This is a genomic window from Streptomyces sp. NPDC026672 (assembly GCF_040638185.1).
Taxonomy (GTDB): domain Bacteria; phylum Actinomycetota; class Actinomycetes; order Streptomycetales; family Streptomycetaceae; genus Streptomyces.
Map to the genome: position 1 here is coordinate 26093 of NZ_JBEZXS010000035.1, position 16999 is coordinate 43091.

At 74.5% G+C, this 16999-nt stretch carries 3 protein-coding genes; all 3 read right to left on the bottom strand.

Annotation, left to right across the window (positions count from 1 at the left end; genetic code table 11):
* Positions 1 to 26: 26 nt before the first annotated feature.
* Entirely contained in the window at positions 27 to 764 is a 738-nt protein-coding gene (locus tag AB0F77_RS32015; RefSeq protein ID WP_361955206.1) for a futalosine hydrolase, read from the bottom strand.
* A gap of 20 nt (positions 765 to 784) precedes the next feature.
* Complete coding sequence (locus AB0F77_RS32020) at positions 785 to 1855, bottom strand: glucose-1-phosphate thymidylyltransferase (protein WP_361955175.1); 1071 nt, start codon at positions 1853 to 1855, stop codon at positions 785 to 787.
* Between the two features lie 77 nt (positions 1856 to 1932).
* Complete coding sequence (locus tag AB0F77_RS32025; RefSeq protein WP_361955176.1) at positions 1933 to 16959, bottom strand: type I polyketide synthase; 15027 nt, start codon at positions 16957 to 16959, stop codon at positions 1933 to 1935.
* Positions 16960 to 16999: the final 40 nt, after the last annotated feature.

Below are 16999 nucleotides of genomic sequence, written 5' to 3' on the forward strand. Positions count from 1 at the left end.
GGGCCACTCGAACGGAAGCAGGGAGCTCAGTCGTACGGGAGCCCCGTGTCCTTTTCCAGGGTCGTGCGCAGCGCGGAGAACGCCTGTTGGAGGGACGTGAGGGCCTCGCCGATGCGCCAGGCCGCGCGGTCGCGCGGGCCCACGGTGTTGGAGACCGTGCGGATCTCCAGGACGGGCACGTCGTGCGCGGCGGCGGCCACGGCGACGCCGAAGCCCTCCATGGCCTCCGCGCCGGCGCCGGGGTGCGCGTCCGCGAGGGCGCGGGCGCGTTCGGCGGTGCCGGTGGCGGTGGACACGGTGAGGACGGGGGCGTGGAGGGCGCCGAGGGCGCGGGCGGCCTCGGCGGCGAGCCGGGGCGGGCTGTGGACGGTGGTCCTGCCGAAGCCGAGGGTGTCGACGGACAGGAAGCCGTCCGGGGAGTCGGCGCCCAGGTCGGCGGCGACGATGCGGTCGGCGACGACGACGGCGCCGAGGGGTGCGTGGGGTGCGAAGCCGCCCCCGATGCCGGCGGCGATCACGAGGTCGTAGGGCTCCTCGCGCAGCGCGCCCGCGGTGAGGGCCGCGCTCGTGGCGGCCGCCGCCGCGGCGGGGCCGACCCCCGCCGCGAGCAGGTCGGCCCGCAGCGGCCCTGGGGCGCTGCCCGTGCCGGTGCGCTTGAGCACATGGCCGGGCAGCGCGTGGTCCGCGGGGGACGCGGCGGGGTCCAGGCCCCGGGCCGCGGCCTCGCGTTCCGCGGTGACGGCGGTCACCACGAGGAGGCGCAGGGGCGGCAGGGCCGTCGCCGTCATGACGGGAGCTGCACGCGGCCGTGGTCGCCGATGACGAACCGGTGGGCGGCGGGCAGCCGGGGGGCGAGGGTCACCTGGACGTTGCGGCCGATGAGGGACGCCTCGACGCGCCGGATGCGGTCGAAGGACGAGTCGCGCAGCACGATGGAGTACTCGATCTCGCTGGCCATGATGCGGCAGTTCTCGGCGACGGAGGTGGAGGGGCCGATGTAGGAGTCGGTGATGATGCTGCCGGCTCCGATGACGGCGGGTCCGACGATGCGCGAGTTGCGCACCTCCACGCCGGCGTCGAGGTGGACGCGGCCGATGATCTCGCTGCTCTCGTCGACGTAGCCGTCGATGCGGGTCTCCAGGCGTTCCAGGAGGGTGCGGTTGACCTCCAGCATGTCGTTGACGTTGCCGGTGTCCTTCCAGTACCCGGTGATCACGGTGGAGCGCACCGTGGAGTCCTCCTGCTCGACCAGCCAGCGCAGGGCGTCGGTGATCTCCAGCTCGCCGCGCGCGGAGGGCTCGATGGCGCGTACGGCGTCGTGCACGCGCGGGGTGAAGAGGTAGACGCCCGCGATGGCGAGGTCGCTGCGCGGCTTGCTGGGCTTCTCCTCCAGGTCGAGGACGTTGCCGCCGTCGTCGATGATGGCGACGCCGAACGCGGTGGGGTTGGGGACGCGGGTGAGCAGGATCTGCGCGTCGCAGCGGTCCTTGCGGAACTCGTCGACGACGTCGGTGATGCCGTCGAGCACGAAGTTGTCGCCGAGGTACATGACGAAGTCGTCGTCGCCGAGGAAGGGGCGGGCGATGAGGACGGCGTGGGCGAGCCCGAGGGGCTCGCTCTGCGGGATGTAGGTGACGTCCAGTCCGAAGGCCGAGCCGTCGCCGACGGCGGCCCTGATCTCGTCGGCGGTGCCGCCGACGATGATGCCGACCTCGGTGATGCCGGCCGCGGCGATGGCTTCGAGGCCGTAGAAGAGGATCGGCTTGTTGGCGACCGGGACCAGTTGCTTGCTGGAGGTGTGGGTGATCGGTCGCAGTCGCGTACCGGATCCCCCCGCGAGCACGAGAGCCTTCACAGTTCCAGTTCCGTCCGGTTGACGTTGACGTGGGGCCGGGGCGGCGGCCGGAGCCGGCCGCCGCCCCGAGGGATCGGTCAGGCGCCGCCGAGTTCGTTCTCCAGGAAGCGGCGCAGTTCGTCGTCCGACACCTCGTCGGGGTGAGTGGTGCCGGTGGCCTGCCGCGCGGCGGGCGCGGCGGCGTCGAGCTGGTCGAGCAGCCGCTGGAGCCGGCTGCGCAGTTCGTCGTGCAGGTCGGCGTCGGCCAGGACCTCGGTGAACTGTCCTTCCATGTGGTCGAGTCGGACCAGCACCGAGTCGCCGTCGGCGGCGGTGCCGGCCGCGGCGGTGAGGGCGGGAGCCATCCGGGTCAGCAGGTGGTCGGTGAGCCCGGCGGGCGTCGGGTAGTCGAACAGCAGGGTGGCCGGGAGCCGGACGCCGGTGAGGGCGCCGAGCCGGTTGCGCAGTTCGAGGGCGGTCAGGGAGTCGAAGCCGACCTCCAGGAAGCCCCGTTCGGGGTCGATGGTGTCGGCGGAGCCGTAGCCGAGGACGAGGGCCGCCTGGGTGAGCACTGTCTCCAGGAGGGCGCCCTGCCGCTGGGGGGCGGTCAGGTTCGCGAGGCGGGCCAGCAGGGCGTCGGCGGAGTCCGTCCCGGTGCCGCGGGCGGGGGCCGTGGCCTGGCCGGCGGCGCGGGCGGCCCGCGGGGTGCGGGCGGGGACGAGGTCGCGCAGCAGGTCGGGCACGGTGCCGTCGGAGGAGCGCAGCGCGGCCGGGTCGAGCGCGGCGGGCGCGAGGAACGCGTCCGGGGTGGCGAGGGCCGCGTCGAGCAGGGTGAGGGCGTCGGGCGTGGCCATGGGCTGCAGGCCGCCGCGCCGCATCCGCCGCAGGTCGGTGTCGCCGAGCTTGCCGGTCATGCCGCTGCGTTCGGCCCACAGGCCCCAGGCCAGGGACAGGGTCGGCCGGCCGTCGGCGCCGCGCCGGGCGGCGAGGGCGTCGAGGAAGGCGTTGGCGGCCGAGTAGTTGCCCTGTCCGACGCCGCCGAAGGTGCCGGCGAGGGAGGAGAACAGGACGAGGGTGACGGGTCCGGCGTCGCGGGTGAGGGTGTCGAGGTGGAGGGCGGTGTCGGCCTTGGCCCGCAGGACGGTGTCGAGCCGTTCGGGGGTGAGGGCCTCGACCACGCCGTCGTCGAGGACGCCCGCGGTGTGGACGACCGCGGTCAGCGGCCGGTCGGCGGGCACCGTGGCGAGCAGGGCGGCGAGGGCGTCGCGGTCGGCGGTGTCGCAGGCGGCGACGGTGACCTCGGCCCCGTGGCCGCGCAGTTCGGCGGCGAGTTCGCTCATGCCGTCGGCGTCGGGGCCGCGCCTGCTGGCCAGCAGCAGGGAGGCGGCGCCGTGTTCGGTGACGAGGTGGCGGGCCACCTGCCGGGCGAGCACGCCGGAGGCGCCGGTGACGAGGACGGTGCCGGGGCCGGCGAAGCCGGTGAAGTCGCCGGTGTCGGTGTCCTGGACGCGGGTCAGGCGCGGGGCGAGTGCGGTGCCGTCGCGCAGGGCGGTCTCGTTCTCCCCGCTGGTGAGGACCCCGGGCAGCAGGTCGAGGGAGGCGGTGGTGCCGTCGTGGTCGAGGAGGCCGAAGCGGCCCGGGTTCTCGGCCTTGGCAGTGCGGATCAGCCCCCATACGGCGGCCTGTGCCGGGTCGGTGGCGGCGGCGTCGGCGGGTCCGGTCGCGACGGCGTGGCGGGTGGCGAACACCAGCCGGGCCGGGGCGAACGTGTCGTCGCGCAGCCACTCCTGGGTGAGCCGGAGGGCGTGGTGCGTGGTCTCCCGTGCCGCGGTGGCGTGGTCGGTGCGGTCGCCGGTGGCGGGCAGGGCGGCCAGGACGGTCTCGGGCACCGGGTCGCCCGCGGCGATCGCGGCGCGCAGGGCGTCGAGACTGTCGTACGGGGTCAGCGGGCCGGTGTGGCGGGCGGCGAGGGCGGTGAGGTCCTCGTCGGCGCCGACAAGGGCGAGCCGTGCAGTGGCGGTGCCCACGGAGGCGGGCACCCAGCGCAGCCGGTGCAGGGCGGCCGCGGAGGAGCGGCCGGCGGCCACCCGCTCGGTGTCGACGGGCCGCAGGACGAGGTCCTCGACGGCGGCGACGGGGGTGCCGGCACCGTCGGCGACCTCGACGGCGTACCGCTGTCCTCCCCGGGGGGTGAGGCGGACGCGCAGGGCGGCGGGCCCGGCGGCGGTCACCGTCACGCCGGTGAAGGAGAACGGCAGGAGCGTGGGTCCGTCGGGGTCGGCGTCGGGGGCGAGGGCGACGGTGTGCAGGGCGGCGTCCAGGAGCGCGGGGTGGACGGCGAAGTCCTCGGCGCGGTCGAGGTGTCCGCCGTCGGCCGGGGCGATCTCGGCGTACACCTCGTCGCCGAGGCGCCAGGCGGCGCGCAGTCCGCGGAAGGCGGGTCCGTAGTCGAAGCCGTTGTCGGCGATGCGCTCGTAGAGGCCGCTCACGTCGAGGGGCTGGGCGCCGGCGGGCGGCCAGGCGGCGGGGGCGGCGGCCGGCGCGGGGGCCGGTTCGTCGGTGAGGGTGCCCGAGGCGTGCCGGGTCCAGGGTTCGGCGGACCCCTCGAAGGCGGAGAGCGGCCGGGTGTGGACGCTCAGGGCGCGGGCGCCGGACTCGTCGGCGGGGGCCACGGTGACCTGGAGCTGGACGGCTCCGGTGGCCGCGAGGACGAGCGGGGTCTCCAGGGTGAGGTCGGCGACGCGTGCGGCGCCGGCCCGTTCCAGGGCCTGGAGGGCGAGTTCGAGGAACGCCGTGCCCGGGAGGAGCACGGTGTCGCCGAGGGCGTGGTCGCGCAGCCAGGGCTGGCGTTCCACGGAGACGGTGCCGGTGAGCAGGACGCCGTCGGAGCCGGCCAGCGGGACGGCGATGTCGAGCAGCGGGTGCCCGGCGGCCTCCAGTCCGGCCTGCGCGATGTCCCGGGCGCCGGGGGTGGCCTGGAGCCAGTAGCGGTCGCGCTGGAAGGCGTAGGTCGGCAGGTCGACGCGGTCGGCGGCGAGCGGGGCGAGCAGCGTGGCCCAGTCGGGGGCGTGGCCGCGGGCGTGCAGCCGGGCGAGTCCGGTGGTGAAGGACTCGGTCTCGTCGGTGTCGCGGCGCAGCAGCGGGACGAGGGTGGCGTCGCCGGTGACATTGTCGCCGGCGAGGGCGGTGAGGACACCGCCGGGGCCGATCTCGACGTAGGTGGTGACGCCCTGTTCCTCCAGGGTGCGCACGCCGTCGGCGAAGCGGACGGCGTGGCGGACCTGGCGGGCCCAGTGGCCGCGGTCGTCGCGTTCGGCGTCGCCGTAGGGGGCGCCGGTGACGGCGGAGACCACGGGCACGACCGGTGCGCTGTGCGGGAGTTCGGCGGTGCGGGCGGTGAACTCGTCGAGCATGGGGTCCATGCGGGGCGAGTGGAAGGCGTGGCTGACGTTGAGCCGGCGGGTCTTGCGGCCCTGGGCGGCAAGCGCGTCGGCGACTGCGGTGACCGCGTCCTCGTCGCCGGAGACGACGGTGGCGAGGGGGCTGTTGACGGCGGCGACGGAGGCCCGTCCCTCGTACGCACCGAGCAGGGCGAGCACCTCGTCCTCGGCGGCCTGTACGGAGATCATGGCGCCGCCCTCGGGCAGGTCCTGCATGAGCCGGCCGCGGGTGGCGACGAGCAGGCAGGCGTCCTCCAGGGTGAGCACCCCGGCGACGTGGGCGGCGGCGATCTCGCCGACGGAGTGGCCGAGGACGACGTCGGGGGTGAGGCCGGTGCTCTCCACGAGCCGGTAGAGGGCGACCTCGACGGCGAACAGCGCGGCCTGGGTGTGGACGGTCTGGTCGAGCAGGGCTGCCTCGGGGGTGCCGGGTTCGGCGAACAGGATGTCCCGCAGGGGGAGTTCGAGGTGGGGGTCGAGGTGGGCGCAGACGGCGTCCAGGGCGTCGGCGAAGGCGTCGTACGCGGCGTACAGCTCGCGTCCGGTGCCGGGCCGTTGGGCGCCCTGGCCGGAGAAGAGGAAGGCGACCTTGCCGGAGCGTGCCCGGTCCGTGGTGAGACGGGGGTGTTCGCGGCCCTCGGCGAGGGCGGTGAGCGCCTCGGTGAAGGAGTCGAGGTCGCCGGCGACGACCACGGCGCGGTCGTCGAGCACGGCCCGGCCGGTGGCCAGGGACCAGGCGATGTCGGCCGGGTCCACGGCGCCCGGCCGTGCGGTGAGGTGGTCGAGCAGCCGGCGTGCCTGTCCGCGCAGGGCGGCGGCGCCGCGGGCGGACAGCAGCCAGGGCAGGGCGGTGGCGGCAGCGGCCGGGACGGCCGGAGTGACCGGGGTGACCGTGGTGGCCGGGGCGGTGGCCTCGGCCACCGGGGTCCCACCGGCCGGCAGGGCGGCGGCCTCGGCCACGGGGCCGGCGTCGGGTTCCTGGAGGATGACGTGGGCGTTGGTGCCGCTCACGCCGAAGGAGGAGACACCGGCGCGGCGCGGGTTGTCACCGCGCTCCCACGGGCGTTCCCGGTCCAGGAGGCGTACGGCGCCGGAGGACCAGTCGATGTGCGAGGACGGGTTGTCGGCGTACAGGGAGCGGGGCAGCACCCCGTGCCGCATCGCCATGACCATCTTGATGATGCCGGCGACGCCGGAGGCGGCCTGGGTGTGGCCGATGTTGGACTTCACCGCGCCGAGCCACAGCGGCCGGTCCCCGGGACGGTCCTGCCCGTAGGTGGCGAGGAGGGCCTGGGCCTCGATGGGGTCGCCGAGCTTGGTGCCGGTGCCGTGCGCCTCGACGGCGTCGACGTCGGCCGGGGTGAGGCCGGCGGTGTCGAGGGCGGCGCGGATGACGCGCTGCTGGGCGGGGCCGTTGGGGGCGGTGAGCCCGTTGGAGGCGCCGTCCTGGTTGACGGCCGTACCGGCGACGGTGGCGAGCACTTGGTGGCCGTTGCGGCGGGCGTCGGACAGGCGCTCCAGGAGGAGCAGGCCGACACCCTCGGCCCAGCCGGCGCCGTCCGCGTCGGCGGAGAACGCCTTGCAGCGGCCGTCGGGCGACAGGGCGCGCTGCCGGCTGAACTCGATGAAGGTCTCGGGGGAGGAGATGACGGTGACGCCGCCGGCGAGGGCGAGCCCGCACTCACCGGAGCGCAGGGCCTGCACGGCGAGGTGCAGGGCGACCAGCGAGGAGGAGCAGGCGGTGTCGACGGTGACGGCCGGGCCCTCCAGGCCGAAGGTGTAGGAGATGCGGCCGGAGGCGACGCTGCTGGCGCTGCCGGTGGCGATGTAGCCCTCCAGGCCGTCGGGGGCCTGGCGGACGCGGCTGCCGTAGTCGTTGTAGTTGGATCCGACGAAGACGCCGGTGCGGCTGCCGCGGACGACCGCGGGGTCGATCCCGGCCCGTTCGAACGCCTCCCAGGAGGTTTCGAGGAGCAGCCGGTGCTGCGGGTCGACGGCGACGGCCTCGCGGGGCGAGATGCCGAAGAAGGCGGGGTCGAATTCGTCGGCGTCGTAGAGGAATCCGCCGTGCCGGGCGTAGCTGTGGCCGGCCTTGTCGGGGTCGGGGTCGTAGAGGGTCTCGACGTCCCAGCCGCGGTTGTCGGGGAAGGGCGAGATGGCGTCGGTGCCGTCGGAGACGAGCTGCCACAGCTCCTCGGGCGAGGTGACGCCGCCGGGGAAGCGGCAGCTCATGCCGACGATGACGATGGGGTCGTCGGTGAGGACCTGCGGGCGGACGGCGACCGCGCCGGCGGAGGCGGCGGTGTCGGCGCCGAACAGTTCGGTGTCGAGGTGGGCGGTGAGCGCGGCGGCCGACGGGTGGTCGAAGGCCATGGTGACGGGCAGCCGCAGGCCGGTGACCTCGGCGAAGCGGTTGCGCAGCTCGACGGCGGTCAGCGAATCGAAGCCGAGGTCGCGGAAGGCCCGGCCCTCCGGGACGGCGTCGGCGTCGCTGTGGCCGAGGACGGCGGCGGCCTGCTTGCGGACCTCCAGCAGGAGCGCGGTGCGGCGCTCGGCGGGGGCCAGCCGGGCGAGACGGGCGGGCAGCGGCGGCCCGTCCTGCGCGGCGGTCTCCTTCTCGGCGCGCTCGGTCTCGCCGGCGGCGGGGCTGTCGGGCAGCTCGGGCAGGGCCGCGAAGGCGCGGGCGGTGACGAGCTTCCAGTCGACGTCGGCGACGACGAGGAACTCGTCGTCCTGGTCGAGCGCCTGCTGGAGGGCGGAGACGGCCAGTTCGGGCTCCATGGGCGGCACGCCGTCGCGGCGCAGCCGCTGGGCGACCTCGTCGCCGACCATGCCGCCGCCGGCCCAGGTGCCCCAGGCCACGGAGGTCGCGGCGAGGCCGTCGGCGCGGCGGTGCGCGGCGAGCGCGTCGAGGAACGCGTTGGCGGCGGCGTAGCTGCCCTGGCCGGAGCGGCCGAGGGTGCCCGCCATGGAGGAGAACAGGACGAACGCGGAGAGGTCGAGGTGCCGGGTGGCCTCGTGCAGGGCGAGTGCGGCGTCGACCTTGGGGCGCAGGACGCCGTGGGTGCGCTGTGGGGTGAGGCTGTCGATGACGCCGTCGTCGATGACGCCGGCGGTGTGGAAGACGGCGGTCAGGGTGCCGCCGCCCGGCAGGTCGTCGACGAGTCGGCGCACGGCGTCGGGGTCGGCGACGTCGCAGGCGACGACGGTGGCGGGGGTGCCGAGTTCGGCGAGTTCCGCGACGAGCTCGGCGGCGCCGGGGGCCTCGGGGCCGCGCCGGCTGACCAGGACGAGGTGTTCGGCGCCGCCGCGGGCCAGCCAGCGGGCGACGTGGTGGCCGACACCGCCGGTGCCGCCGGTGATCAGGACGGTGCCGCCGGGGGTCCAGGCCGGCCCGTCGGGGCGCGGTCCCTCGCCGGCCCGGACGAGCCGGCGCACGAACAGACCGGAGCCGCGCAGGGCGACGTGGTTCTCCTCCATGCCGCTGGCGAGTGCGACGGCCAGGCGTCGGCCGGCGCGCTCGTCGATCGTCTCGGGCAGGTCGATGAGACCGCCCCAGCGCTGCGGGTACTCGGTGGAGGCGATCCGGCCCAGGCCCCAGGAGGCGGCCTGGAGGGGGTGGTGGAGCACGTCGTTGCGGTGGACCGAGACGGCGCCGCGGGTGGCGCACCACAGGGGCGCGTCGACCTGGGCGTCGCCGAGGGCCTGGAGCAGGGTGGTCATCAGCACGAGGCCGGTGGGCAGCGCGCAGCCGTCGTCCCAGGGCCGTTCGTCCAGGGCGAGCAGGGACAGGACGCCGCCGTCCACCGGGCCCCGTTCACTCTCCTGCCGCAGCAGGTCGGCGAGGCGCCCGCGTTCGGCCTCGGCGGTGCCGACGACGAGGGTGCGCGTCTCGGTGGCGCGTGCGGCCACGGCGGAGGTCACGCTCCGTACGAAGGCGTCGTCCGCGTGTCCTTCGGGGACGACGACGAGCCAGGTGCCGTCCAGGGTGGTGGCGGAGGCGATCCGTTCCGGGCGGGGGTGCCAGGCGATGCGGTAGCGCCAGCTGTCGACCGCCGAGCGTTCACGCTGGTTGCGGCGCCAGGAGGAGAGGGCCGGGACGACCTCGCCCAGGGCGGAGGCGTCGTCGAGGCCGAGGGTACGGGCGAACTCCTGGAGGTCGCCGTCCTCGACGGACTTCCAGAAGGCCTCGTCCACCGGGTCCACGACACCGCCGGCCAGGACGGAGGCGGAGGTGAACACGGGCGCGGGCGACTCCAGCCAGTAGTGCCGGCGCTGGAAGGCGTAGGTGGGCAGGTCCACACGGCGCGGGTCGTACGGGGCGAAGGCCGGCGTCCAGTCGACGTCGACACCGCGGGTCCAGGCCTCGCCGAGGGAGGTGTAGAAGCGGGTCAGACCACCCAGACCACGGCGGAGGGTGCCAGTGACCAGGGCATCGACACCGGCCGACTCCACCGTCTCCTGAACCGGCACGGTCAGCACCGGGTGCGGGCTCATCTCCAGGAACGCGCCGTGCCCGGAGCCGGCCAGCTTCCGTACGGCGGGCTCCAGCTGAACCGTCTGCCGCAGATTGGTGTACCAGTACACCGCATCCGTGACCGCGGACTCCAGCCACTCCCCCGTCACCGTCGACAGGAACGGCACCTCGGGAGTGCGCGGCTGAACGTTCGCCAGCTCCCGCAGCAACTCGTCCTGGATCAACTCCACATGGGCCGAGTGCGAAGCATAGTCCACCTCGATGCGGCGCACCCGCACCCCACGACCCTCAGCCTGCCCAACCAACTCGTCCAGGGCATCGGCATCACCCGAAATCACCACCGAGGTCGGCCCGTTGACCGCGGCGACGGAGATACGACCGCCCCAGTCGGCGATGAGCTCCTCGGTGTCGGCGACGGACAGCGACACGGAGACCATGCCACCACGACCGGCCAGGGCGATGATCGCCCGGCTCCGCAGCGCCACGACCCGCGCACCGTCCCGCAGCGACAACGCACCCGCCACCACGGCAGCGGCGATCTCACCCTGCGAGTGACCCACCACCGCGGCAGGCCGCACACCGAACGACTCCCACAGCGCGGCAAGGGACACCATCACAGCCCACAACACCGGCTGCACCACATCCACCCGGTCGAAACCGGGAGCACCCTCGACACCACGAACGACGTCGACCAGCGACCAGTCCACGAACTCGCCCAACGCCGCCGCACACTCGGCGAACCTGGACGCGAACACCGGCGAAGAATCGAGCAGTTCAACGGCCATGCCGACCCACTGCGCACCCTGACCCGGGAACACGAACACGGGGTCGACGGTCTCGCCGGTGTGCTGGGTGGCACCGCGGACGAACGCGGGGGTCTGCCCGGAGCCCTCGGCGAGGGCGGCGAGGGCGGCGAGGAGTTCGTCGCGGTCGGCGCCGACCACCACGGCCCGCTCCTCCAGCGCGGCACGGCCGGTCACCAGCGAGTGTGCGACGTCCACCACACTCAGGTCACCGGCCTCCACGGCCGACATCAGCCGCTCCGCCTGCTCCACCAGGGCCTTGTCCGACCGTGCCGACAGCAGCCACGGCAGCGCCGGCGGGGTGCCGGCGTCGGCCAGGGCGGCCGGCTGCGGTTCGGGCTGTTCGAGGATGACGTGGGCGTTGGTGCCGCTCACGCCGAAGGAGGAGACGGCGGCCCGCCGGGGGTGTCCGTCCTGCTCCCAGGTGCGGGCCTCGGTGAGCACCTCGACCGCGCCGGTCGACCAGTCGATGAAGGGCGACAGGGACTCGGAGTGCAGCGACTTCGGCAGCACGCCGTGGCGCATCGCCTCGACCATCTTGATGATGCCGGCCATGCCCGAAGCGGCCTGGGTGTGACCGATGTTGGACTTCACCGAACCCAGCCACAACGGCCGGTCCTCCGACCGCTCCTTGCCATAGGTGGCCAGCAGCGCCTGCGCCTCGATGGGGTCACCGAGCTTGGTACCGGTGCCGTGCGCCTCGACCACGTCCACGTCACGGCTGGTCAGGCCCGCGTTGGCGAGGGCGGCGCGGATGACCCGCTGCTGGGAGATGCCGTTGGGGGCCGTGAGGCCGTTGGAGGCACCGTCCTGGTTGATCGCCGAACCCCGCACGACCGCAAGGACCTCGTGCCCGTTGCGGCGCGCGTCGGACAGCCGCTCCAGGAGCACCATGCCGACGCCCTCGGCCATGCCCATGCCGTCGGCGTAGGCGGAGAAGGGCTTGCTGCGGCCGTCGGTGGCGAGTCCGCGCTGCCGGCTGAAGCCGACCAGGCCGATGGGCTCGCCCATGACGGCGGCGCCGCCGGTCAGGGCGAGGGAGCACTCGCCGGCGCGCAGCGCGCGGATGGCGAGGTGCATGGCGACCAGGGCCGAGGAGCAGCCGGTGTCCATGGTGACGGCGGGGCCTTCGAGGCCCAGGGTGTAGGAGATGCGGCCGGAGGCGATGCTGGTGACGGTGCCGGTGATCAGGTGGCCTTCGAGGCCGTCCGGGATCTCGGCGCGGGCGCCGTAGCCCTGGTGGGAGACGCCGACGAAGACGCCGGTCTGGCTGCCGTGGAGGCTGTCGGGCGCGATGCCGGCCCGCTCCAGGGTCTCCCAGGTGGTCTCCAGGAGGAGGCGCTGCTGCGGGTCCATCGCCATGGCCTCGCGGGGCGAGATGCCGAAGAAGCCCGCGTCGAACTCGGCCGCGTCGTGCAGGAACCCGCCCTCGCGGGCGTAGGTCTTGCCGGCCCGGTCCGGGTCGGGGTCGTAGAGGTTGTCCACGTCCCAGCCGCGGTCGGTGGGCAGCAGGGAGACGGCGTCGGTCTCCTCCAGGACGAGGCGCCACAGGTCCTCGGGCGAGGTGACGCCGCCGGGGAAGCGGCAGCCCATGGAGACGATGGCGATGGGCTCGTCGTCGTGCGGGACCGCGACGACGGTGGCGGCCGGCCGGTCCGCGACGGCGGCGACGTCGTCGGGGACGAGGGACGTGCGCAGGAAGCGGACGAGGTCGCGCACGTTGGGGTGGTCGAAGACGATCGTCGCCGGCAGGCCGAGGCCGGTGGCGGAGTTGAGGCGGTTGCGGAGTTCGACGGCGGTGAGGGAGTCGAAGCCCATCTCGCGGAAGGCGCGGGTGACGGCGATCTCCGAGCCGTCCGCGTGGCCGAGGACGCCGGCGACCTCGGTGCGCACCAGTTCGGACAGGGTCCGCTCGCGTTCGGCGGCGGCCATGCCGGCGAGTTCGGCGCGCAGGGTGTCGGCGCGGCTGACCGTGCCGGCGACGACGGCCTCGTCGGCCTTCATCACCTCGGCGACCTCCGGCACCTCGTGCAGGAAGGGGCGCGGGTGGGCGGCGGTGAAGACGGGGACGAACCGCTCCCAGTCGATGTCGGCGACGGCGAGGAAGGTGTCGTCGTGGTCGAGGGCCTGGCGCAGTCCCTCGACGGCGAGCTGCGCGTCCATGAAGGGGATGCCGCGCCACTTCAGCTGCTCGCGGACGATGTTGACGGCCATGCCGCCGCCCTCCGGGCTCCAGATGCCCCAGGCGAGAGAGGTGCCGAGCAGGCCGCGGGCGCGGCGGTGGTCGGCGAGCGCGTCGACGTAGGCGTTGCCGGCGGAGTAGGCGCCGTGGTCGCCGCTGCCCCAGGTGCCGGCCACGGAGGAGTAGAGCACGAACGCGTCGAGGCGGTCGTGGTCGAAGAGGGCGTCGAGGTTCTCGGCGCCGCGGAGCTTGGCGCGCAGGCCCTCGGCGAAGTACTCCTGGTCGGTCTCGGCGAGCGGCGCGAGCAGGCCGACGCCTGCGGTGTGCACGACGGAGCGGATGGCGGGTCCTTCGGCCTCGACCTCGGCGATCAGCCGGGCGAGGGCGTCGCGGTCGGCGACGTCGCAGGCGGCGACGGTCACCCGGGCGCCCAGTGCGGAGAGTTCGTCGCACAGTTCGCGGGCGCCGGGCGCGTCGAGGCCGTGCCGGCTGGTGAGGACGAGGTGTTCGGCGCCGCTGCGGGCCAGCAGGCGCGCGGCGTGTCCGCCGAGTCCGCCGGTGCCGCCGGTGACCAGGGCGGCACCGCTGGTGCGCCAGGTGCGCGGGGCGGTGCGGCCGGCGAGGGGGGAGCGGACGAGGCGGCGGATGTGGGTGCCGGAGGGGCGCAGCGCGAGCTGGTCCTCGTCACCGGCGTTGGCGAGGGTGGCGACGAGCGCGGCGCCGGTGCGGCCGTCGAGGGTGGCGGGCAGGTCGACGAGGCCGCCCCACAGCTTGGGCTGTTCGAGGGCGATGACGCGGCCGAGGCCCCAGGCGGTGGCCTGGAGCGGGTGGCGGACCAGGTCGCCGGCGCCGACGCTGGCGGACTCGGTGGTCAGCAGCCACAGCCGGGTGTCGGTGCCGGAGTCGAGGAGGCCCTGGAGGAGGGCGACGGACTGGGTGAGGCCGACGGTGGGGCCGTGGTGGCCGGGGGCGGGCCGCTCGTCGAGGGCGAGCAGCGACACCACGCCGCGGACGGGGCCGGCGGCCGCGACGATGTCGGAGAGCTGTCCGGCGACGGCCGTGCGGTCGAGGTCGGTCTCGTTCATGACGACGGGCACGGTGACGGCGCCGGCCTCGACGAGGAGGCGGGTCACGGCGCCGACGGCCTCGTCGTCCTGCCGGGTCTCGGGGACGACGACGAGCCAGGTGCCGTCGAGCCGTGCGACGGGGCCGCCCGGTTCGGGCCGGGTGCGCCACACGACGCGGTAGCGCCAGCTGTCCAGGGTGGAGCGTTCGCGGCGGGCGCGGTGCCAGGTGGAGAGCGCGGGGACGACCTCGGCGAGGACGGAGGCGTCCTCGATGCTGAGGGTCCGGGCGAAGGCCTCCAGGTCGCCTTCCTCGACGGCCTTCCAGAAGGCGTCGTCCACCGGGTCGGTGGCCGCGGCGGTGGCCTTCGGGCCCTCCAGCCAGAAGTGCTGGTGCTGGAAGGCGTACGTAGGCAGCGCGACGCGGTCCGGCCCGTACGGGGCGAAGGCCGGGGTCCAGTCGACGGCCAGGCCGTTGGCCCAGGCTTCGCCGAGGGAGGTGTAGAAGCGGGACAGGCCACCGAGGCCACGGCGGAGGGTGCCGGCCACGAAGGCGTCGGCCCCGGCGGACTCGACGGTCTCCTGGACCGGGACGGCCAGGACGGGGTGGGGGCTCATCTCCAGGAAGGCGCCGTGCCCGGAGTTCGCCAGCTCACGGATGGCGGGCTCCAGTCGCACGGTCTGGCGGAGGTTGGTGTACCAGTACGCACCGTCGGTGACCGCGGACTCCAGCCACTCCCCCGTGACCGTCGAGTAGAACGGCACCTCGGGCTCACGGGGTTCGACCGGGGCCAGAACCTCCAGCAACTCGTCTTGGATCAGCTCGACATGGGCGGAGTGCGAGGCGTAGTCCACCTCGATGCGGCGCACCCGCACGCCCCGGCCCTCGGACTGCTCGACCAACTCGTCCAGAGCGTCCGCGTCACCGGAAATCACCACCGACGTCGGCCCGTTCACGGCCGCCACCGAAATCCGGCCGCCCCAGTCGGCGATGAGCTCCTCGGTGTCCGCCACCGACAGCGACACGGACACCATGCCACCACGACCCGCCAGGGCGATGATCGCCCGGCTCCGCAGCGCCACGACCCGGGCACCGTCCTGAAGCGACAACGCACCCGCCACCACGGCAGCCGCGATCTCGCCTTGCGAGTGACCCACCACAGCGGCGGGCTTCACACCGTACGACTCCCACAGCGCCGCGAGGGACACCATCACGGCCCACAGCACCGGCTGGACCACGTCCACCCGGTCGAAGCCCGGAGCACCCTCGGCCCCGCGGACGACGTCGATCAGGGACCAGTCCACGAACTCGTCGAGCGCGTCGGCGCACTCGGCGAACCGGGCCGCGAACACCGGGGACGAGTCGAGGAGTTCGACCGCCATCCCCACCCACTGCGCACCCTGACCCGGGAACACGAACACCGGCTCGATGTCCTCGTTCTCGGCGAGGCCGCGGGCGACGGTGGCGGGCTGTTCGCCGCGGGCGACGGCCCGCAGGGCGGTGAGGAGTTCGTCGTGGTCGGTGCCGACCACGACGGCCCGCTCCTCCAGAGCGGCACGACCGGTCGCCAGCGTGTGCGCGACGTCCACCGCGCGCAGGTCGCCGGACTCGACCGCCGACAGCAGCCGCTCCGCCTGCGCCACCAGCGCCTTGTCCGAACGCGCCGACAGCAACCACGGCAGCGCGGGCGGGTCACCGGCGGCGACCGGGGTCGCGGCGGCGACCTCGCCGGTCGCCTCGTCACCCTCGGCGACCTCGGCGCCTTCGTCTTCGGGTGCCTGCTCCAGGACGACGTGGGCGTTGGTGCCGCTGCCGCCGAAGGAGGAGATGCCGGCGCGGCGGGGCCGGTCGGTCTCGGGCCAGTCGACGGCCTCGGTCAGCAGCTTCAGGGTGCCCGTGGACCAGTCGACGTGCGTGGTCGGCTCGTCGAGGTGGAGGGTCTTGGGCAGGTGGGCGTGGCGCAACGACTCGACGGTCTTGATGACGGCGGCGACGCCGGAGGCGGCCTGGGTGTGGCCGATGTTGGACTTGATCGAGCCGAGCCACAGCGGGCGGTCCGCGGGGCGGTCCTTGCCGTAGGTGGCGAGGAGCGCCTGGGCCTCGATGGGGTCGCCGAGGGTGGTGCCGGTGCCGTGGGCCTCGACGAAGTCGATGTCCTGGGGGGTGAGTTCGGCGTTGGCGAGGGCGGCGCGGATGACGCGCTGCTGCGAGGGGCCGTTGGGGGCGGTCAGGCCGTTGGAGGCGCCGTCCTGGTTGATGGCCGAGCCGCGGACGACGGCGAGGATCTGGTGGCCGTTGCGGCGCGCGTCGGACAGGCGCTCCAGGAGCACCACGCCGATGCCCTCGCCCCAGCCGGTGCCGTCGGCGCCCTCGGCGAACGGCTTGCAGCGGCCGTCCGTGGCGAGGCCGCGCTGCCGGCTGAACTCGACGAAGTTGCGGACGCTGCCCATGACGGTGGCGCCGCCGGTGACGGCCATGGAGCACTCGCCGTTGCGCAGGGCCTGCATGGCGAGGTGCAGCGCCACCAGTGAGGACGAGCACATGGTGTCGAGGCTGACGGCGGGGCCCTCGAAGCCGAAGCTGTAGGAGAGGCGGCCGGACAGGACGGCCGCGGAGCCGCCGGTGAGCAGGTGGCCCTCGACGCCGTCGGGCGCCTTGGTGCCGTCGCTGGCGTAGCCCTGGTTGCTGGAGCCGATGAACACACCGGTGCTGCTGCCGCGCAGGGTGCCGGGGTCGATGCCGGCCCGCTCGAACAGTTCCCAGGTGGTCTCCAGGAGGAGGCGCTGCTGGGGGTCCATGGCGACGGCCTCGCGGGGCGAGATGCCGAAGAAGCCCGCGTCGAACTCGGCGGCGTCGTAGAGGAAGGCGCCCTCACGGACGTAGCTGGTGCCGGTGTGCTCGGGGTCGGGGTCGTAGAGCGACTCCAGGTCCCAGCCGCGGTCCGTGGGCATGGCCCCGACGGTGTCCGTGCCCACGGTCACGAGGTTCCAGAGTTCCTCCGGCGAGCGGACGCCACCGGGCATCCGGCAGGCGGTGGCCACGATGGCTACCGGCTCGTGCGCACGGGACTCCAGCTCGGTGAGCTTGCGGCGGGTCTGCCGCAGGTCCGTGGTGACCCGCTTGAGGTAGTCGCGGAGCTTACCCTCGGTGTTTTCCATGGCAAAGTCAGCCCTTCGAGAATCGGGAGCCAGGACGGGT